Origin of the sequence: Runella defluvii (genome assembly GCF_014195535.1) — a bacterium.
Lineage (GTDB): Bacteria > Bacteroidota > Bacteroidia > Cytophagales > Spirosomataceae > Runella > Runella defluvii.
On the sequence record NZ_JACIBY010000003.1, the window covers coordinates 481448 to 501479 of the forward strand.

At 44.9% G+C, this 20032-nt stretch carries 15 protein-coding genes; 7 read left to right on the plus strand and 8 right to left on the minus strand.

The genetic code is table 11. From position 1 onward, the window contains the following. Window positions 1-136: 136 nt before the first annotated feature. The 5 genes from FHS57_RS09505 to FHS57_RS09525 all read right to left on the minus strand — a co-directional run bounded on the left by FHS57_RS09505 (window position 137) and on the right by FHS57_RS09525 (window position 8509). On the minus strand, window positions 137-1417 hold the full coding sequence (locus tag FHS57_RS09505; RefSeq protein ID WP_183972874.1) for a bifunctional folylpolyglutamate synthase/dihydrofolate synthase: 1281 nt from the start codon (window positions 1415-1417) through the stop codon (window positions 137-139). A gap of 69 nt (window positions 1418-1486) precedes the next feature. Beyond that, window positions 1487-2419 carry an energy transducer TonB gene (locus FHS57_RS09510; protein WP_183972876.1) on the minus strand — a complete coding sequence of 311 codons (933 nt, stop codon included), beginning with the start codon at window positions 2417-2419 and terminating at the stop codon, window positions 1487-1489. Between the two features lie 105 nt (window positions 2420-2524). Beyond that, window positions 2525-3652, minus strand: a complete 1128-nt coding sequence (locus FHS57_RS09515) for an HU domain-containing protein (protein ID WP_183972878.1) — start codon at window positions 3650-3652, stop codon at window positions 2525-2527. 153 nt (window positions 3653-3805) lie between these two features. Further along, window positions 3806-5473 carry a TonB-dependent receptor gene (locus tag FHS57_RS09520; RefSeq protein ID WP_229601295.1) on the minus strand — a complete coding sequence of 556 codons (1668 nt, stop codon included), beginning with the start codon at window positions 5471-5473 and terminating at the stop codon, window positions 3806-3808. An 18-nt stretch (window positions 5474-5491) separates the two neighbouring features. After that, window positions 5492-8509 (minus strand): tetratricopeptide repeat protein, encoded by a 3018-nt coding sequence (locus FHS57_RS09525; protein WP_183972880.1) that lies wholly within the window; start codon window positions 8507-8509, stop codon window positions 5492-5494. Window positions 8510-8787: 278 nt separating this feature from the next. Between FHS57_RS09525 and rpsT the strand changes: the two genes are divergently transcribed. From rpsT to FHS57_RS09540, 3 genes are all read left to right on the plus strand, one after another. Further along, the gene (gene rpsT / locus FHS57_RS09530; RefSeq protein ID WP_122930544.1) at window positions 8788-9054 is read left to right on the plus strand and encodes a 30S ribosomal protein S20; all 267 of its coding nucleotides are present in this window, start codon (window positions 8788-8790) and stop codon (window positions 9052-9054) included. Window positions 9055-9176: 122 nt separating this feature from the next. Next, window positions 9177-10439 (plus strand): lactonase family protein, encoded by a 1263-nt coding sequence (locus FHS57_RS09535; RefSeq protein WP_183972882.1) that lies wholly within the window; start codon window positions 9177-9179, stop codon window positions 10437-10439. Between the two features lie 107 nt (window positions 10440-10546). Then, entirely contained in the window at window positions 10547-11362 is an 816-nt protein-coding gene (locus FHS57_RS09540) for a purine-nucleoside phosphorylase (protein WP_183972884.1), read from the plus strand. A 130-nt stretch (window positions 11363-11492) separates the two neighbouring features. Here FHS57_RS09540 and FHS57_RS09545 read toward each other — a convergent pair whose 3' ends face one another. Both FHS57_RS09545 and FHS57_RS09550 read right to left on the minus strand, forming a co-directional pair. Beyond that, a complete protein-coding gene (locus tag FHS57_RS09545) occupies window positions 11493-13892 on the minus strand; it encodes an outer membrane beta-barrel protein (RefSeq protein ID WP_183972886.1) in 2400 nt (799 codons plus the stop codon). 177 nt (window positions 13893-14069) lie between these two features. Further along, the gene (locus FHS57_RS09550) at window positions 14070-16193 is read right to left on the minus strand and encodes a tetratricopeptide repeat protein (protein ID WP_183972888.1); all 2124 of its coding nucleotides are present in this window, start codon (window positions 16191-16193) and stop codon (window positions 14070-14072) included. Between the two features lie 60 nt (window positions 16194-16253). On the opposite strand from FHS57_RS09550, the gene FHS57_RS09555 reads away from it, so the two are divergent. From FHS57_RS09555 to FHS57_RS09570, 4 genes are read left to right on the plus strand one after another with little or no spacing between them, the layout of a single operon-like run. After that, on the plus strand, window positions 16254-17000 hold the full coding sequence (locus tag FHS57_RS09555; protein WP_183972890.1) for a tetratricopeptide repeat protein: 747 nt from the start codon (window positions 16254-16256) through the stop codon (window positions 16998-17000). Between the two features lie 48 nt (window positions 17001-17048). Beyond that, window positions 17049-17990: a phosphoribosylaminoimidazolesuccinocarboxamide synthase gene (locus FHS57_RS09560; protein WP_183972892.1), complete on the plus strand. Its 942-nt coding sequence runs from the start codon at window positions 17049-17051 to the stop codon at window positions 17988-17990. A gap of 51 nt (window positions 17991-18041) precedes the next feature. Then, window positions 18042-18470, plus strand: coding sequence for an STAS domain-containing protein (locus FHS57_RS09565; RefSeq protein WP_183972894.1), 429 nt, complete (start codon window positions 18042-18044; stop codon window positions 18468-18470). Then, window positions 18470-19423 carry a ribonuclease Z gene (locus FHS57_RS09570; RefSeq protein ID WP_183972896.1) on the plus strand — a complete coding sequence of 318 codons (954 nt, stop codon included), beginning with the start codon at window positions 18470-18472 and terminating at the stop codon, window positions 19421-19423. The genes FHS57_RS09565 and FHS57_RS09570 overlap by 1 nt, the downstream gene beginning before the upstream one ends. On the opposite strand, the gene FHS57_RS09575 is transcribed toward FHS57_RS09570, so the two are convergent. Continuing rightward, on the minus strand, window positions 19371-19976 hold the full coding sequence (locus FHS57_RS09575; protein WP_183972898.1) for a hypothetical protein: 606 nt from the start codon (window positions 19974-19976) through the stop codon (window positions 19371-19373). The genes FHS57_RS09570 and FHS57_RS09575 overlap by 53 nt on opposite strands. Window positions 19977-20032 lie beyond the last annotated feature (56 nt).

The window sequence follows — 20032 nt, forward strand, 5'->3', positions numbered from 1 at the left end:
AGTTAACTGTAATCTGGTACTGTATAATCAATTCTCAACGAATTGTAAAAGTACAAAAAACCACATTTTGAATAAAAACATTTAAACCTATTTATATGACATATATAGTAATATGAATAGGTTTTATAGACTACTATTACACCTCAGCAACTACGAATGTACTACCACCAATATAAATAATATCGGTAGGTAAGGTTTCACTAAGAGCTGCGTTGAAAGCTTCCGTTACCGAGGGATACGTCTCCCCCAATAAACCTAAAGTGGCCGCAACGGTTTGTAGTTCGATTGCAGGCAAAGACCTTGGTAAATCAGCCGCGCAAAAATAGTAAGTGGCCTCTTTTGGAAATAACCCCAGAACGCCAGCTACGTCTTTGTCTTTGACAAAACCAAGTACAAAACGTAATCCCGTGTAATCGTAGTAATGGAGTTGGTTCAGGGTTTCTTTGAGTCCTCCCTCATTGTGAGCGACATCAGCCACCACCATTGGTATTTGTTGTAAAACTTGCCAACGACCTTTCAATTGGCTGAGTTGCGTAGCCTGGGATAAACCTGCTTCTAGCTGTGCCTCGCTTATCTCCCACCCTTGCATTCTTAATTCTTCTACCGCCTGCAAAACACCCAAGACATTTTTAGCCTGATAACTACCAAGTAAGTCTAGTTTGTAGGTTTTAATTACCGAAGTAATAGACTTAATAGTAATTTCTCGATACCCAGCAGATAGCGAAGTATCCATGATTTGGAAGCGTTGATCAGCAAAGACAATGGACGCATGACATTCCTGAGCTTTGGCCCGAAAAACGGGTTCCGTCTCAGGCTGAGTTTCTGAAATCACAACGGGCACATGGGGTTTAATAATTCCCGCCTTCTCTCCCGCAATTTTTTCTAAGGTATCTCCCAATAAATCAGTATGGTCGAAACTGATGTTGGTGATGACCGACAAAAGGGGCGTAATGATGTTTGTAGAGTCCAGCCGTCCGCCCAAACCCACTTCTATGATGGCAATGTCCACCCGTTGGTGGGCAAAGTAATCAAACGCCAACGCCACACTTATTTCAAAAAATGAAGGTTGTATGCGCTCAATAAGGCCTTGGTGGTTGGCGACAAAGTCCACAATCGTTTGCGTCGGGCACGGCTGTCCATTGATTTTGAAGCGTTCGGTAAACGACTTTAAATGCGGTGAGGTGTGTAATCCGACAGTATAGCCCGCAGATTGTAACACCGCCGAAAGCAAATGTGAAGTACTCCCCTTGCCATTTGTGCCTGCCACGTGAATGCTTTTAAACTGAGTATGTGGGTTTCCCAAAGCTTCACACAAGGCCGTAATGTTGGTCAATCCTGCTTTCATCGCCGCTGCTCCTACGCGATGAAAAGCGGGCAAGCGGCTGTACAAATAGGAGATGGTTTGTTCGTAGTTCATGGGATAACAAAAATAAAGGGGCAATTTAGCCCCCTTATTCCCTTTTCAGGGATTTTTTTATGGAAAGAATTATCTACTCTTGATGTTAAAAGTAATGGTTCCTTTGGACGTGGACGGCACATTTTCTGACTTTGGCACCAATTTCATTCGGCTAACTGCACGTTTATAGACTTCTACCACCGACTGGCTAACGGTTGATTCTTTCACCCGTACGCCGATGATGTCACCCGTATCGTCCACCGTAATTTCAAAAACAATCCGCCCCGATTCGTCAGAGTCGTCATTCACTTGCGGACGAGCTCCCATTCCCCACCCAGATACGTTGAGGGCCAGGCCTGTTTTAGCCCCTCCTGGCTTACCATAGAGACTTCCAGCGTCGATACTTCCTTTGGGGTTTCCTTGGTCTCCTACCGTTCCAGGTTTGTCTCCATTGTTATTACCGCCCGTTCCCGAGGCTGTTCCGTTGGTTCCATTGCTTCCTTTTGAGCTACCCGATGATTTTTTAAACAAAGCATCTTCATCCACTTTTTTGGGCTCAGGGGCAGGTTTTGTAGGAGCAGGTGGCGCGGGGGTCGTTGCTTTTGACTCCGTTTTGGTAGGTTTGGTTTCTGCCTTTGTCTCGACGGGACTTTCCAATTTACTCGTAATTGGCGGTTTTACGGGCGCCGTTTTTACTGGTTTAGGCGTTTCAACTTTGGGCGTGGGTGGCGGCGTTACTTTGGGGGTGGGCGTAGCTTTAACCTTGGGCGTATCATCCGATTTTTTTACGTTTTCAGCCCGAGGTGAATCACTCGCTTTGTTATAGGTCTGGATTTTTCCGTAACCCGCATCATCCGTTCCGAAATTCACTTCCACGTACTCAATAGCTTCTGTTTTGGGAAGCGCATGATAAATTTTCACAAAAAGTGTAATCGTAATAAGCGCAGAGGTAATGATAGTCGCACCCGCTAATCCTATCATTTGGTGCTCTCTGTCTTCTTTCGTATTGACAAGTATCGACATGGGTGAATGTGTGTAATTTTTGAATTAACGCAAAATAAGGGTAAAATATATACGAGCACAAAAAAAAGGGGCTTTTGCCCCTTTTTTAATTATTTACTACCTAAGTTATTTATGAATCACGTACGCTTTTGCGCCTGCCAAGCGACTGATTTGCGCAACTTGTGATTTGGCTTTGGCCGATGATTCACAGGCGATGGCCGATACAATGATAAGCTTACCATCGTTTGGCTCTGGATTCAAAATCGTGGCATCGTTATAGCCATGGCTCTGGAGTTTGGCGGTCAGGTTACGGGCGTTTTCAATTTTAGAAAATCCACCTGCAATCACCAAAAACTCGCCATTTACATCCGAACTTGGCGCGGGGGCTACCACCGTTGCTTCGTTTGAAACGGGGATAACTTGTTTTGCCTCCACTTTCGCCGTTTCTTTTGTAACGGCTGCTGGCTGCTCCTCTTTTTGAACCGCTACCACGGGCTCATCTTGAGCAACTACCTCACTAACAACCTCTTCCTTCGGTGCAACCACATTTTCAGTCGCTACAACCTCTTCTTTTTTAACAGTGTTAGTTTTTTTATCAGTTGCTAACCAGCCCTTTACCGTCGTCACCAATTCAAAAGGATTGAGGCTTGACTTTAAACTTTCGGATGGAAACTGGGTGATGCTGGCAAAAAGCACCGTACCAATCAATAGCACTCCACCAATGTACATCACAATTCGGGTACGGCGACGGCGCGGGATTTCTAGTTCTAGTTCTTCCGCAGGACGGTCGTCAGAAGTCCAATCCTCATTGGCTTTTCCAGCGACGTCAATGGAAGCAGCAGGGGCCAGTGATACTGACTTTAAGCCAAAGCCTTCGGCGTAGAAATTAGTATCAACTGTTGGTTCAAATTGAAGTTTACCTTCGTCGTTGGTATCAAGGATACCGATACCCTCCAACGTATAGTTTCCTTTTTCTTTGATGGTATTTTTGATCTCCTCCACAAACTGACGAATGCGCGTTTGGGCTTCCTCCCGCGTAATTTGTTCGTTGATGGTCATGTAGTGAGTCAGCAATCCGTCGTCTAGTTTCAACGCCTCATTGAACGCTACTCGCTTCTGCGGTGCATGGTAAAGGGCGTTTTGCTCGCTGTAAAACGCATGACTAAAATACGCCAAAAAACCACCCAAATCGGGGAGCACGACGCAGTCATGTTCATACAATAGTTTACGGGTGTAATCTAGGACAGAAATCATGTTTGTTATGTAACCTGTTTATGGGGATTTGGGTACTAAGGTACAGAGAAGATAAAAAAAAAGCAATAGCCGCGTGGGCTATTGCTTTGAATTAGGTCGAATAAAGTGCCTTAATTGCTTAGATTAGAACGGTATGGCGTCCAAAAAAATAATCTAAAACTGAAACGACAATCCCGCTAAGAAGTTGAGGCCCTGTTGCGGATAATACAAGTAACGTTCGTAGTTCTTACCTAATAGGTTATTGATGGAAGCGAATGCTGAAAAATTACGCGTCAACAAATAATCTATTTTTAGGTTTAAATCGACGATGGACTTGAGGTTGTGCGTTGTGCCTGTTTGAAAGTTTTTGTTTTTTAACCCACCAATGTAATAGGCATCGATGGTTGCAAACATTTTTTTACTAAAGACAAAAGAGTTATTCCAAGTCACGGTCGAACGGGGACGGCCCCAAGGTGCTTCTAGGCGTTTGACGTTGTAATCATAAAAATCTCCCCGAAGTGTTGAGCGAACAATGTTTTGATATTGGTACCCCACTTGGGCCGACACGGTCAAGACTTTGATGTAGTCGGCATCATACACAACCGCAAATTTGGTGCTATCCAACCAATCGTTGTTGAAGCCGTAGAAGTTTTTGAACGTTGCGTACGACACTTTTCCTTCAAACTGAAAACTAGGCCCTAATTCGCCCTTAAAACCTCCGTAAATATCACGGCTACGCTCGGTATTGGCGATGGTAACATTAGGGCCTAGCCAACGATTTTCGCCCAATAAGGAGCGCAATGTATTACGGTTGAGGTCGCCACCGTAGCCTGCAAATACGTGTACTCCCGCCAATGGAACGGCATCCACTTCTACTTGTGGGAAGCCAACCGTACGGTTGATTTTGAGGCGATCGTCGGTTTCGTTGACGGCTTTGAAAGCTGCCGTTACCGTAAAGGCATCGTACGAAAATTTAAAAGCAGGTTTAACACTAAACAAGTTCCGTTTGAACGTTTCGGCATCGGTGCGTTGGGAAACGTAAGCATCGGCATTCAACAACGCAAAAATGTTTTCAGTAATGGGAACTGAACCCGAGAAATTGGTTCCCCAATCGGTCTCTGATGCACTGTAACGGTCGCTGAGTCGGTACAATGAGGTCTTAATGGAATAATCGATAAACTTGTTGTTATCAATGTTATCCAGCCCCACTTGAAGGCCAAAGGTGTTGATTGTTTGGCGGATATTTCCTTTCAAAATTTCGGCGTTGGGTGCCGAGCGATTGGCGTAAAAATAGTAGTTGTCGCGGTCGTAAAAGGCCGTTCCACCCAATTTAAACGAATTACCAATGTACTGTCCGTTGAGTTTTAGGCGGTTTTCGCTGTTGGCCGAGTTTTGACCGTCAACGGGTCCTGTTTGGTTAGACAAATGTTTGAAATGAATGTCGTAGGCTAAATCTTCGGTATTGTTTCCAATAAATGTTTCTCCGTAAATTTTACCGTAATTACCTCCCCCTACTTTGACGTAATTATTGAGGTTGCCGCCTTCGTCTTCCTTATTTTCCCCGTTGACAGGCAATACCGTAGGCGTGATTTTGGGCGTTCCGAGCGTTAATTTGGGCGTACGAAACTCATAATTCAGCTTTCGGTTGTCTTCTTCACTGGTAAAAGGTTGCAGTTTGTTGTAAAGACGGTTGGCGGGGGGCAGCTCAATTTTTTTCTTTTTCTCAATCTCAAAGGTTTGGCTGTCAATTTCTCCCGATTGTTTTTGTGCCAACGCAGGCAGCGAAAAACAACTTGCTACCACCAGCAAGCGGAGAGGTTTTATCGATGGGACTTTCTTCATTCTTTTTAAGTGCTAAGGTTATTGTAAAGCGGCTAGTTTTGATTTGGCCAACTCAATGGCGTCTTTGTCCTCGGCGTTTTCAATGACCGATTGTAAAGTGGCTTTGGCTTGGTCGGGGTCTTTTAGCCCTACATACACATCGGCCAATAAAATAAAGGCACGAACCCGCCAACGCTCATAATCGGCGTATTGTTTGTTGAGTTCCATCACCGACGCCTGTGCTTCTTTCAATTTGCCCTGACGAAACAACGACTCTGACGCCCAGTATTTTGCCTCAGCCCCAAATTCGTCTTTGTTGGCAGCCACTATTTTTTTCAATTCTGCATCCGCCGTTTTGTAATCTGCTTTTTCGATATACACCTTGGCAATTTGCATCTGTGCTTTTTTGGTCGAACCAGGGATAACGTCTCCTGCATTCATCACTTCCCGCGCGTAGTAAGCGGTTGAATCGTATTTTTTCATCGAAAAATACGTATCCATCAAACGCATCAAGCCCGTCACGCGGTCGGTTTTGCTATCTGATTGGGCATAGAGCAAGTTAAAGTTGCGAACCGCTTGCGGGTAGTTTTGGTTTTGCACTTCAATGTCTCCCGCCCGCAAGGCTGCTTTGGGTGAAAACCGCTGATCACCTTCCGAAATAACCAAGCTAAAGAGTTTGAGCGCATTGGCGTTATCGTTGTTGCGGTAATAGCTTTCTCCCCCCAAATAACGTGCTTCCGTCGCTAGCTTACTGTTGGGATAATCGCGGATAAAGCTTTGGAGTGCCTTGATGGCTTGTGGGTACTTGCCGTCGCCGTACAACCCTTTGGCCGTTTCAAATTCCAATTTTTCGGTTTCGGTACTTTGTGGATTTTTCTTCTTATAATCAGCCAATACGTTCGACATTTCTTCGGTACGGCCTGCGTTTTCCAACGTCGCTTGTAACCCTAGCAGGGCTTCTTTGGCCGCTGGAGCATCCGAATACTCCGACAAAATCTGTTTATAGTCGCGAATGGCTTCTTCATATACCTGAATGTTGTTATAAGCCAAGGCGCGCTTCAACAACGCAGGCGGAATCAAATAACTGCGTGGTTTGTCTTTGACCAAACGCGTATAAGCACGAATGGATGCTTGGTAATTCCCTTTTTCTAAATCAATGTTGGCCGACTGGAACAAGGCGTCATCGGCATAGCGTGAAGTAGGGAATTGTGCAATTACCTTATCAAACTGCGCTTTTGCCTCCGTGTCTTTTTCTTGGTATGTTAAAATCAACCCTTTTTGATACAAGGCATAGTCACGATCCAAACGGCCATCATTGATGGCTTTGTCGTACATGGCGGTGGCCTGCGCGTAGTTTTTATCGGTCAAATAACAATCTGCGATGCGGATAGTAGCATCCTCAATCGTTTGCGGCTCTCCCACCCCTTTTCCTTTTGTGATATACTGTTGGAAATTCGTCACCGCCGCTTTGTAGTCTTTGGTATTGTAATAGGCGTAGCCTAATGCATACAAACTACGAATGCCGTAAGGTGACGTGGGGTTGCTCCGAATCAACTGCTGATACATCGGGATGGCTTCTCCGTAGCGGTTTAAGGCCGAGAACGCTTCTCCTTTTTGGTAGGTAGCCGCCAACGCAATTTCAGAATCGGGGGTATATTTGAGCGACTTGTCAAAATTTACAATTGCTTGGGCGTAGCGTTCGGCGTTAAAATCAGCAATTCCCAAATTCATCGTTTGGCGCTGATACGCCGCTTTGGTTGCCTCGTCAATTTTCTTCAATTTTTCGATGTAGGCCACGGCAGCTGCACTGTTGTTGGATTTGGTCAACGCTAGGATTGACAGCTTGGTGGCTTCCTCTTCGTATTCACTGTTCGGGAAGTTTTTGATAAACTCCTGAAATTCCGTAAAAGCCGCCGATTGGTTGTTGAGCTCTAACTGCACTTTGGCGTGATTAAAAGACGCTTCTTCCTGAATCACTTTGTTAAATTTCAACTTGGCCGCATTGTCAAAGCCCGTCAAGGCCGCTTGGGGGTTCTTGGTTTGAAGGTGGCTGATGGCCAAAATATACGACCCAAACTGCCCCGTCGTGTCCTTGCGGGTTGCCACACCTTTTAATTGATCGACCGCTCCTGGATAATTGCCCGTTTTGAACAAGGAATGTCCATAACGAAACTGAATGGGCGCTGGCATGGGGGTTTCACGTCCCTTCAATTGAACATACTGGGCATAATATTTGGCCGCATCGGCGTAGTTACCCCGATTATAAAATACTTCGGCAGCGTACAAGGCAACGTCATTCAGTTTAACTCCTCCTCCTTGCGAACGGCGCAACAACGGCTCGGCGTAGGCAATCAAATCGTCGTAGCGCTCGGCTTGGTACAAAGAAGACACAATCCAGTTGGGGGCGTCCATTTTATACTGTGGATGCGCTTCGATGTTTTTGAAATTACGGTAAGCATCGTCGTATTTGCCGTTTTGATAACTGATGACCCCCGCATAATATGCCGCTGGCGCAAAATAATCGCTGGTGGCGTCTTGTTGTACTTCCGCAAAATAACGGAGTGCGGGCGCAAACTGCTTCGTGCTGTAATACGACAACCCTAATTTGTAGCGGGTTTCGGTGGCAGCGTAGTAGTTTGAACTGCGGTCCAATGCTTTGGTAAGGTACGTAATGGCGTTGGCATAATCTCCCCGATCAAAATAATACTTTCCCAAATCGCTGTAGATAAGCGCTGCTTTGGGGTGTTCGGGGTGATTGCGAACAAACCGATCGACGGCCAACTCTGCTTCGGGCGCATCGGCATACAACGCACACAGGGTGGTGTAGTACTCGGCATTTACGGCGGTGTAATCGTTGGTATTGAGCAACGCTGGGCGTTTTTCCAAATAATAACGAAACTCCTGTTTGGCCGCCGAATAGTTCGATTTTTCAAAAAGTTCGACCCCATTTCGGTAGTGAACATCGGCCTCAGTATAACCGAGGGTGTTTTGGGCGTGAATCGCCTCCCACGAAAGGGCACAAAGGGACAGGGATAGAAGGCTGCGTTTGAGAAACATGTGGTAAATAAGGATGTAAAAATCGAAAAGTACGATAAAATTTCCGTACAAGATTTATTTTTGCGAAAGAACGAAAAACAAACTTTAAAACGTATAAATTCCTTGGTTCATTGCCCATAAATTGTTCTTCCTTCTTACAAAACACGAATTAGGGTCGTTTCTAACGTTGTCAAATATTTGCTATAATTTTCCTTCAAAAAAATTGCATCTCTAGTAAATAAGGACTATTTTTGCACTCCTTTTATAGAACAGAAATACATTATTTTTTTATAAAACCAATGGCAAATCATAAGTCAGCATTAAAAAGAATCCGGGCCAACGAAACAAAACGCCTTAGAAATCGCTACCAACACAAAACTACGCGTACAATGGTACGTAAGTTGCGTGACACCAAAGACCAAATTGTTGCATCAGAATTGTACAAAACTGTATCTTCTATGCTTGACAGATTGGCAAAAAAGAATGTCATTCACAAAAACAAAGCTAGTAACCTCAAGTCTAAATTGGCGAAACACGTTAATCGTCTTGCGGTAGCGACTGCATAAATTTTACTTTTTTGCAAAGAAAAACCTTTAAAGCTCCGTGCTTTAAAGGTTTTTTTCGTATTATGCGCTTTCATACTTAGTAGTAATAGATTGTATAACCTGTTAACCATTACAAAAAACTCATGAAAAGAATGCGTTTGACATTGGGAATGGCGTTGTTAAGTGCGAGCGCAGCCATTGCCCAAAAACCCACCATTGAATTTAATGCCCGCGGAATCTTGGCCCTTTCAGACGGCGACATGGCGGCTTCGGCGGTAGTTGACGGAAAATTGATGAAAGAAGTTGGGGTAAAGGATGCTTTGAGCGTCTATCCGCTTCCTTTGAAATTGGGACAAGAAATTGGAAGTGCCCCCCTTCCGAACTCTGCCATTGGCTGGTCGCGCAGTGCCGCTGTGATGTCTGACGGACGTTACGCTTACGTCATTGAAACGCGTGGTCAAACTACCGACAGTGTGAAAACGGTTAAAAATGTAGCCACTGATTTCCCTGCGGGAAGTACCATGTACATTGTTGACATTTCAAACATGGCCAAGCCTTCGACGCGTAAAGTTACCGTGGGTAAAAATCCTTTGGCCGTCGATATGTTGGGAAGCAATATGCTCATTACCTCGGAAGAAGCCGCCAAAGAGTTGCGCATGTTCGAGATTGGTGCTGGCGGATTGCCAACGCGTAACGTACCTATCGCCCTCAATCTTCAAAATGCCCGTGCTACTGACGTCACTTGGCATCCAGAAGGCGAATTTATCGCCATTACGGTGGAAGAAACCAAAGAAATTTGGCTCTACAAAGCAAAACGCAACCCACAAGGAAAAATCGCTACGTTTGAAGCTTTCGGAACTCCCGCAAAATTGACGGGCAAACCTGGCCCTGGTTCGTTTACCCCTGATGGTAGTTTGTTTATCGTTTCTGACTTAAAAGACGGTGCAGCGGGTGAACTCGTAGCTATCCAGTTTAATACCACCGCCGCTGATCCTAAAACAGCCGAACATAAAGTAGTGGCTCAAACCCCCGTAGCGGCTGGCGTTGAAAGTTTTGCCATTAGCCCAGACGGTGCGTTGATCGTAACGGCTAACAAAGCCAATTCCGCCCAACCTTGGGAAGGTAGCGTAGGCAAAGCGGGTGTCTCACTTTTGTCTTTGGCAAAAGATGGCAAAGCAACCAAAGTGGCCGATTATGAAATTGAAGGCATTGCTCCTGAAAGCATTATCTTCGACAAATCAGGCGACAACGTGGCGGTATCGGTCTTTGAATACTTCGACTACGGTCGCCGTGACGGTGGCGTCGAATTTTTTAAAGTCAACAAAGGTGGTACGCCCTCGTTAACCAAACAAATGGCAAAAATTAGCGCCCCTAAAGGTTGCCATACCGTGAAATTGATTCCTTAACAATAATCATTTGACAAAAAAAGCCGATGCCTGAGTAGGTATCGGCTTTTTTTGTAATCACAGAAATTTTATCGACCTTCACCCATCATTTATTTTTCATTTTACGCATGGAATTTTCACACATTCAAGAGGCTGTTGACTTTCTTAAAAACCAAACGCAGGATTTTCAACCTCAAGTGGGTATTATTTTAGGAACTGGCCTTGGTAGCCTCGTCGATGACATTACAATTCAAGCAAGTATTTCGTACGAGACTATCCCTCACTTCCCCGTATCTACCGTTGAGTCTCACAAGGGAAAACTATTGTTTGGAACCCTTTCGGGCAAAAAAGTCGTGTGTATGCAAGGTCGTTTTCATTATTACGAAGGATACTCGATGCAACAAGTGTCGTTTCCTGTTCGGGTGATGAAACTGTTGGGAATTGAGCAACTGATTGTTTCCAATGCCGCAGGAGGTCTGAACCCTGCCTACCAAACCAGCGATTTGATGCTGATTCAAGACCACATCAGTTTGTTTTTGCCCGAAAACCCGCTCCGTGGTACCAACCTCCACGAATTAGGCGACCGTTTTCCCGACATGAGCGAAGTTTATGATGCCTCTATGCTCGAAAAAGCGGCCCAAATTGCCGAATTACACCAAATTCGTGCGCATAAAGGTGTTTACGTGAGTGTGACAGGCCCACAACTCGAAACCCGTTCGGAGTACCGACTGCTTCGCCAACTTGGTGCCGATGCCGTGGGCATGAGTACCGTTCCCGAAGTGATTGTGGCCCGCCACATGAATCTCCCCGTTTTTGGCATTTCGGTCATTACTGACATGTGCATTCCCGAAACTCTTGAAAAGGCCGAATTGAGCAAAATTTTAGCGGCCGCTTACCAAGCAGAGCCGCTTATGACATTGATTATTAAAGAATTGCTGAAGTAAGTGTTAGCTGTTATTGGTTAACGGTTACTCGTTATTGGTTACTGGTTAATAGATAACGGTTAACCGATAACAGGTAACGGATAACGGTTAACAGATAACAGATAACCAATAACGGCTAACGCATTTAAAACTAATTCACGCTTTTTTCCAAAGATTCGAAGTTCATCATATTCGTTCGCTCTTCTTTTTTACGAATCCCAAAATTATACACCAAGTTGAGCCCAAAACGGCGCGTATCTCCCTGACGCATTCCCGAAGCCGTTACACTTCCCTGCTTCAACGTAAATTCATTTCGTAAGGTGTAAAAAATATCATTCATCGACATCGTTACGGTCATTTTTCGGTTAAAAAACCGTCGGTTGATGTTCATATTCAACCCGCCAAAATTGCTCAACTCATAAAACTGCAACTGCCCATTAAGTCGAACAAAGCCGTTGAGACTTAGGGTTGAGCGATTGTCTAGTTTGAGCTGGTGAAAGGTAAAAATGGACCACGAACCGCGCTGAAAAGTCAAGGGTTTCCCTTCGTACAAACCTTCATATTTGTTGTGATTGTACTGGGTTCCTACGACAAAAAAGTACTTACCCCCTGGTGGAATGGCCCCCATCAACCGAAAATAGGTTTCTTCGTTCTTGCCTAGATTATCGTAAGTACGAAACGCAACGCTTGGGTTTTTGGGGTCTTGGTAAACCACGTTGGTAAAAATATCGCTCGTATAATTTTTCCCAATGGCAAAAATAGGCCGCTCTTCGACACTAATGTTGGCTTCGATGTTTTGGGTAAACTGCGGGCGCAGGGTCGGATTGCCCGTTTCAAACAAATACTGATCCAAATACCGCTGCGAAGGATTGAGGTATTCATAAACGGGGCGCGTAATCGAGCGCCGATAAACCAGGTAACCACGCATTTCATACCCCGCAATTTTGGCCAATCGACGACTTAAATACACATAAGGAAACACATCTGCCCGTTTCAATCGAAAAGAAGTATCGGTAGGAATCCGTTGACGTCCGTCCATGGAAGTGGTTTCCAACCGTACGCCTGCTTTTAACGTAAAAGCACTAAACGTTTTTGAACCTTGGACATACGCTGCGTTGATGTTTTCGTGATAATCGAACTGACGGGTACGAACCACATCGGCACGACGAATGTCCGAAATAACGTTAAAATACTTGGTATCATTCTCAAACCACTGAAAAGCTGTTTTCAACCCTGCTTCCACCACCAATTTTTGCGGGAAAAGGTATTTAAAGTCTGTGCGGGCACTAAAAGCGTGGCGATTGTTGCCAATGTCTCCATCACCACTCGTACCAAAACGCGCGGGCAACAAATAATCAGTTGAAAAAAGTTGAGTACTTTGATTCGTTGAAAAACTATACGATGCCTCCGCCGTCACTTCCGACCCGAGCGTATCTATTTTGTACTTGGCCGATACATCTTGGTTAAATAGAAACGCTTTGGTTTTACTTGCTAACTGATTGACGTTTTCTACCACCAATTTATCGACACTTAGTCGCGTAATTTCATTGTGGTTTTCGGCCGACGAACGGTATTGGTTCCACGAGATGCGGTCGTCAAAGTTAAACTCCCATTTTTTGGAAGGGGTAAAGCCCATTCCAAAACCTGTATAAAAGGTCTGACTCGGGGTGGTGGTATAGGAACGCTGACGCAAGAGCGAATCTAAGGTAAACGGACGGTCGGTCTCAACTTGGTCGTAGGAATTACGGCGGTTGTAGTTCACCACGACGTACGATGTTTTTTTACCGTCGTTATTATTCACCGTCACACCCAGTAACTGATTTCCAAAGCGGCCTTGGTTCATACCTGCGTTCACGCTACCCGTCACCCCAATTTTTACCCCTTTTTTCAAAATCACGTTGACCACCCCTCCGCTGCCACTGGCGTCAAACCTTGCCGAGGGAGTTCGCAAAATTTCGATTTTGGCAATGCTGTTTGGCGGGAGATTTTTCAGCAAGGAGGCAATGTCGGCCGTACTTAGTTTTTGCTCACGGCCATTGATATAGACCGTGGCGGGCGTCGTACTGCTCAAATAAATGTTTCCGTCGGGATCCATAAAAACGCCAGGAATTTTTTCCATGACTTCCATTGCACTGGTGCTGCTGTTGGCCAAAGGCTCGGGATCAACGATTGTTTTATCATCCTCTTGTTGAATCAACGGTTTAGGCGCCGTGACCACCACTTCATTGAGGGTAGTTTTGTCGGCCTCCATCAAAAATGTAAAAGAAGATTGGTTCTCCGTAGGAGAAAGTAGTTTCCGAAAGGGCTTAAAACCAATGGAAGTTGCTTCCAACAAATACTGTTTCCCAAACGTCACCTTAAATTGAGCTGCACCCGCCGTGTCTGCCACCGCGTACATTTTTTTGGTAGAGTCGGCACGATCGGCCAAGCGAAGCGTTGCTCCGATGACCGCGGCCTTTGAACCATCTTGTAAGCGGATTTGGAGGTTTTGGGCAACTAGGCCGCAAAAAGGCATACAAAAAAAGAAAGAACAAAAAAGTTTACGATTCATAAATAACTGACAATTAGGCTGTTTGCTAATTATTGGTGTATAGTGATTAAAATTGACCCTACATAGTTACTCCTTTCGAGGCAACAAAGCCTATTTTCAATACTTAATTTCTAATTAAAAATCCCCGCTCATTCAAGGGCGGGGATTCTTCTATTTTCTAAAATAACGGTGATTCTATCATTGTTGTTGTTGCAACTGCGCCCTGATTTGGTTGGCGGCGGCGGTATTGCCTTGTCGTTCGTAAGCGATGGCCAAGTACTGCGCCGCATCGCGGTTGGTAGGATCTTGACTTAGTACCTCGTTCAACATAAATACCGCATTGTCATTTTGATTAAGATTAATATACGCAATGGCCATGGTAGTCATCGCACCCAAATATTCAGGGAAAATTTCCAAGGCTTTTTGACATTCCTGCAACGATTCATTAAACTTACCCACGTTCACATACGCATTGGCCAAGTACAAGCGAACCACCTCGTTGTTGGGGTCAAGTTGACGGGCTTTTTCCAAATACGGAATAGACTCCGCAATTTTTCCTCGCTTAATCAACTGAATACCCATAAAATCGTCTTTGCTGATGCGTTTTATTACCAACCCAATCGTAGCACCGTTGACCTCAATCTTATGTATAGTTCCCGCAGGTGGAAATACCCCAGCATTTCGGAAGTGACTTGGGTTGAGGTGTCCCGTTAAAAACACACCATAATCCCAATCAAACTCAGAACGCTGATAATAACGGCGATAAGCCATTTTCAACTTGGGATAATCGGTAAAATAATCTTTCAAAGGCACAAAATAATCGCTGGCAATGACCACCGTATCTTTTTGGATGTTTGGAATATTGGTCTTCATCCAATCGGCGATTTCTCGGGTACTTACCCCAAAATAATCCGTTTCGTAATTGGCAAAAGCTCCTTTGGTACCCCCCGTCAATTCGTTGTAATAAGTATATTGGTAAGGATGGTTTTTAATCATAAACCACAAAGGCAACGCCACCAACACGGCCAATACGCCCGCGAGCGCTTTTTGACCTACACCTCCCAATCGACGGAAGAAATATTCAAAACCTACCGCCGTTAGCGCCAACAAAGGTGGGTAAATAAAGGTGGTATGGCGCCAGCCGTTGTAAAAGGCCGAATGTTTTGATACCCCATACAACCACGGAAAAAGGGCAACAAACAACACCAAAAACAAATACCGCTGGTTGAAATACCGCCGCGCCAACGGAAAAGCAACCAAAAACACCAACACTCCCAGTAAGAAATACAAAGGTGTAGATACCATCATGTATTTAGGGACGTAGTACCAAGGAAGCGACGTTGAGTATATTTTTGTCCCTTCAAATAAGGTTTTTATACTGATAGGAAAATTAGTCAAGGTTTCTAAAGCCGTCAAGGGGTTTTTCAACGGATTGGACAAAGCAAACGGCCAGAACAAAATACCGAGCAAATAGCCACCCAACGTCGCTACACCCGTTTTGAGGGCCACATTTTTTAACACTGCACTGTCTCCAAACACAGCTTGACGCACTTGCTTACGAAAAAGGACTTCGACCCCAACAAAAAATGGAACGTAGGCTACCAATGCCAACCCTGGTGCGCGACTTCCCAAACCGATACCAATACCTGCAATGGCCAACAGGGTTGTTTTCCACGAAGGTTGGGGAAGTTCTTGAATAAACTTAATCAATGCACAAATGGTCAGAATATAGCCAGCCGCAAAAGTGATGTCCTTCGGGTTGTTCATCGAATCGCCAAACAAACGCGGAGAGAAAAGCGCAAAAATCAAGGCCAATAGACCCGTGCGCCAATTTCCACCGAGTAACCGCCCCGTCAAGCCCGTTGCCACAAAAATAAGGACACCCATGAGCGAGAGTAACATGTGACGAATCAGGTACGGATCGGCGCCAGTCGTACGGTAAATAGCCGCCGAAATTAAATCAAGCGTAGGGCCATAACAATACATGACCTCTCCTCCGCGAGGCGCATAAGTAAGTGCTTCTTTTTTATCACCAAAACTGGTAAAATAATCCAAACACAGTTCGCCATAGGCTTTGTTTCCCCATTCATCGGCCGTTATTCCGTACTGCGTACTAAGAATTGGCATACCAATGAGTAAAACTAAGGCCAATCCCCAAAAAATTTTACGAAAAAGTTCGTCCTTAATTGGGGGATTTACGGGCGTTTTTGCTTCTACTCCAGTGAAGCTTTCTGTCGATAAAACGGAAGAAGAATCTGATTCAACTTGCTGTTTCTGAGGTGTTTTTATGGGTTGAGGTACTCCTTTTTTAGATTTTGACATAACCGCTCAAATTGGAAAACGAATCAAATGTAAGGCGATATGTCCAATATCTCCAAAACTGTGCCAAAAATTAAAAAACGTTATCTTTGCACCGCCTTACTAGACCAACCACCGATGATTGAGTCGTTGCTTTTTTCATTACTGCTTTGGATTTGGGACAATCGTTCGTTTGACACGATTTCACGGAGTAACCGCGCAAAAATTGAGGGACAACAAGCCTACAATGAGAAAGACTATCAACATGCGCTGGAAGCCTATCAGAATGTTTCGACGGCTTCGCTTTTTGCCGAACCAGAATCTCGGCTCAATTTAGCGCATACGTATTTTCAGTTGAAACAGCTTCGCAACGCCCAAAAATACTACGCCAAGCTCTCCTTGGTGTCTAATCCATTTTTGGCATCAAGGGCCTTGAACCAACTGGGGGTTATCGAAACCATGCAGAAGGATACGGCGCAGGCCTTGTTTTATTTTCGGCAAAGTTTACGGCTTAATCCCGATAATGATAAAGCGCAGTACAACTATGAACTACTGAAAAAACGCTATCATGGCAAAGAAAAAGAAGCCAAAGCACCTCCGCAGACGCCTCCCGACCTAGCTCCGAAAAAAAATGCGCCCCAGCCCCAAACGGAGCAAGTGGCCAAACAAACGGAGGAGAAGAAAAATCTATTGAACCAGCTCAAAAATTTAAAAATGAGCGAAGAACAAGCCATGATTATTCTGGAATCTTTGAAAGCATCCGAAATTCAGTACTTACAACAACAACGCCACCGAACGACCGCCAACGACGACGCCAAAGGAAAGTGGTAGTATATATAATATATAAGGTAGAAAAATCCACCAAAAACTACGCATAGCGTGCAAACTCTCACTCAAACCAATTTTCAGTTTCCCAACCAAACGGGATTTTACCGCGGCAAAGTCCGTGATGTATATAGTTTTGAACACTGCGTGGTCATGATTGCCAGCGACCGAATTTCGGCTTTTGACGTCATTTTACCCCGCGCTATTCCGTTCAAAGGGCAAGTGTTGAACCAAATTGCGGAGCATTTTCTGCGGGCAACGGCCGACATCGTCCCGAATTGGCTTCTTGAGGTTCCCGACCCCAACGCCAGCCTTGGCAAAAAATGCGAAACCTATCCCGTAGAAATGGTCGTTCGCGGTTATTTGGCGGGTCATGCCGCGCGGGAGTACAAAGCGGGCAAACGTACGTTGTGCGGAGTAACGCTTCCTGAAGGTTTGAAAGAAAACGACAAACTTCCAACGCCCATCATTACACCCACTACCAAAGCCCACGAAGGCCACGACGAAGATATTTCGCGCGAAGATATTCTTGCCAAAGGCATTGTGTCGGAAGCAGAATATACGCAGCTCGAAAAATACGCCTTAGCGCTGTTTGCTCGTGGTACCGAAATGGCCGCCCAGCAAGGGTTGATTCTGGTGGATACCAAATACGAGTTTGGGTCTAACAACGGCACCATTTACCTCATCGACGAGGTACACACGCCCGATTCATCTCGTTATTTCTACGCGGATGTTTATGCAGAAAACCAACAAAAAGGGATTCAACAAAAGCAACTTTCCAAAGAGTTTGTTCGCGAATGGCTGATTGCCAACGGTTTTCAGGGAAAAGAAGGCCAAGTAGTTCCCGAAATGTCAGACGAATGGATTCTTCAAATTTCGGCGCGGTACATTGAACTTTACGAAAAAGTAACGGGAAAACCCTTTATTAAGTCAGAATCGCAAGATATTTTGAGTCGGATTGAAGAAAATGTTACGCGTTCGCTAACTTTGTCTTAATCGTTCACTCAACGAGCTTACCTATTTTTAGTTTTTATTCGTTATAGACTTATGACACATACCATTCAAAAACACGAACAATACGCCCTAGTTAATATTCACGAGTCTGCCTTTGACGATGCCATGGCGACTGAGTTAGAAACCGTCGCTCGTGGACTGTTTCGTGAAGGGTTCCATAACTTGATTCTCAATTTTGCCACAGCAACGAGTATTACCTCAGCGGGAATCAGCATTCTCAAAAAAATCAACATGCTTTGTTCACGTGAACTTGGGTTGATGGTTTTGGTTTCTGACAACGACGACTTTGTGGATTTGCTCATCGACGGCAAAATACGCGACGTCACCATTCTCCCAAGTGTAGAAGAAGGCATCGACGCCGTATTTATGAATGACTTGGAAAATGAGTTCAGCGCCGAAAGTGATGATTTCAACGACGACGACATGGACGAGGACGGTTATACCCAGAGCGAAAAACCGTAATGCCATTCTCTGTTCTTATTTTGGGGGCTGGCTCAGCTACCCCCACCCTCAACCGCCACCCTTCTTCGCAGTTACTCACCTACGAAAGTGACCACTTTCTGATTGACTGCGGAGAAGGTACGCAGTTTCGCCTGCTCGACTACAAAGTACGTCCTGGCCGACTCAAGGGAGTTTTTATTAGTCATTTGCACGGAGATCATTACTTCGGGCTGATTGGTTTGTTGTCGAGTCTCAACCTCGGTGGGCGTACCGACGATTTATTGTTGTTTGGCCCCCAAGGGCTGGACGAAGTACTCACGCTCCAGTTTAAGTACTCTCAGACACCGTTGCAGTTTCGGATTATTTTTACGCAGACCAACACAACTACCTCTACACTTCTTTACGAACATCCGTGTTTCACCGTCTTTACCATTCCATTGAGTCACCGCATTCCTTGTGCTGGATTTTTGTTTCAAGAAAAACCCCACAAACGCAAACTCATTAAAGAGAAAATTACGGACGGGATTCCGTTTGATTATTTACGTCAACTCAAAAACGGGGAAGACATTTACGACGAAGGTGGCAACCTCCTCTACAGTGTAGCCGAATATACCTTGCCAGCTCCGCCACCCCGCAGCTATGCCTATTGTTCGGACACCCGCTACGACGAGGCAATTATTCCCATCATTCGTGGGGCTTCGCTTTTGTACCACGAAGCTACTTTTCAAAATGATTTGGCACACCAAGCCTCGGCACGTTTTCACGCGACCGCCAGTGAAGCCGCGACCATTGCAAAAAAAGCCAATGTGGGCAAATTACTGATTGGGCATTTTTCGTCGCGCTACAAAGAAGTGGATTCGTTTTTAACCGAAGCACAAGCCGTTTTCCTCAATTCACACATAGCCGAAGAAGGCACGACTTTTAATATACTTTCAGTACCTTCAACTGATGCTTCCCTCCTACCCGATACTTAGGAAAACTAGCCCTGGCACATAAAATTCCCAACGAAGCGATTCCTCCCGCGATTAAGGCAGTTTTGGGGTCAAATTGAACCAAAAAATCGACCCCGCCCTTTGTAATAAAAGTATCTGTCAATAACAAAACGCCCCCTGCCAGAGGCAACATGACCGCGCCTTGGGTAACAAAAGGAATGTTTCGACTAAGCCTGATTTTATGAACATCAGCAATCAGGACTTCCGTATGTTCATACTCTCCCAAGATGTCGTTGTACGTAGAATACGTAAAAGAGCTATCCGAAACCGCCACGATGGTTTGCTTGCTTCTTTTCCGTTTATTTTTGGTTGAAAATATCAGTTCATCCCCCACAAAAAAACGGTGCCGACGAATTTTGCCCATTCGATACACATCCAGCACTAAGTACCTTCCACCATCTTTGGTAAAGGTAGAACGGTATTGGGGATTTTGTTTGAGAAACAACTCATTCGCATCAAGCGTTTGTTGCGGTTGGGCATAGGCACATCCCATACTAGCGATAAAAAGTAAAATTAGGTAGATTGTTTTTCGCATGGCTATTTCAGTAGTGAGGAACGATTTAGAACATTTTATAATGTAACGCAAGAATC

What these genes read in the sequence shown, in the direction of transcription:
- FHS57_RS09540 (WP_183972884.1), top strand. Translation starts at nt 10,547, where the DNA reads ATGGAATTTTCACACATTCAAGAGGCTGTTGACTTTCTTAAAAACCAA.
- FHS57_RS09505 (WP_183972874.1), bottom strand. Translation starts at nt 1,417, where the DNA reads ATGAACTACGAACAAACCATCTCCTATTTGTACAGCCGCTTGCCCGCT.
- rpsT (WP_122930544.1), top strand. Translation starts at nt 8,788, where the DNA reads ATGGCAAATCATAAGTCAGCATTAAAAAGAATCCGGGCCAACGAAACA.
- FHS57_RS09545 (WP_183972886.1), bottom strand. Translation starts at nt 13,892, where the DNA reads ATGAATCGTAAACTTTTTTGTTCTTTCTTTTTTTGTATGCCTTTTTGC.
- FHS57_RS09565 (WP_183972894.1), top strand. Translation starts at nt 18,042, where the DNA reads ATGACACATACCATTCAAAAACACGAACAATACGCCCTAGTTAATATT.
- FHS57_RS09570 (WP_183972896.1), top strand. Translation starts at nt 18,470, where the DNA reads ATGCCATTCTCTGTTCTTATTTTGGGGGCTGGCTCAGCTACCCCCACC.
- FHS57_RS09520 (WP_229601295.1), bottom strand. Translation starts at nt 5,473, where the DNA reads ATGAAGAAAGTCCCATCGATAAAACCTCTCCGCTTGCTGGTGGTAGCA.
- FHS57_RS09515 (WP_183972878.1), bottom strand. Translation starts at nt 3,652, where the DNA reads ATGATTTCTGTCCTAGATTACACCCGTAAACTATTGTATGAACATGAC.
- FHS57_RS09535 (WP_183972882.1), top strand. Translation starts at nt 9,177, where the DNA reads ATGAAAAGAATGCGTTTGACATTGGGAATGGCGTTGTTAAGTGCGAGC.
- FHS57_RS09575 (WP_183972898.1), bottom strand. Translation starts at nt 19,976, where the DNA reads ATGCGAAAAACAATCTACCTAATTTTACTTTTTATCGCTAGTATGGGA.
- FHS57_RS09550 (WP_183972888.1), bottom strand. Translation starts at nt 16,193, where the DNA reads ATGTCAAAATCTAAAAAAGGAGTACCTCAACCCATAAAAACACCTCAG.
- FHS57_RS09510 (WP_183972876.1), bottom strand. Translation starts at nt 2,419, where the DNA reads ATGTCGATACTTGTCAATACGAAAGAAGACAGAGAGCACCAAATGATA.
- FHS57_RS09525 (WP_183972880.1), bottom strand. Translation starts at nt 8,509, where the DNA reads ATGTTTCTCAAACGCAGCCTTCTATCCCTGTCCCTTTGTGCCCTTTCG.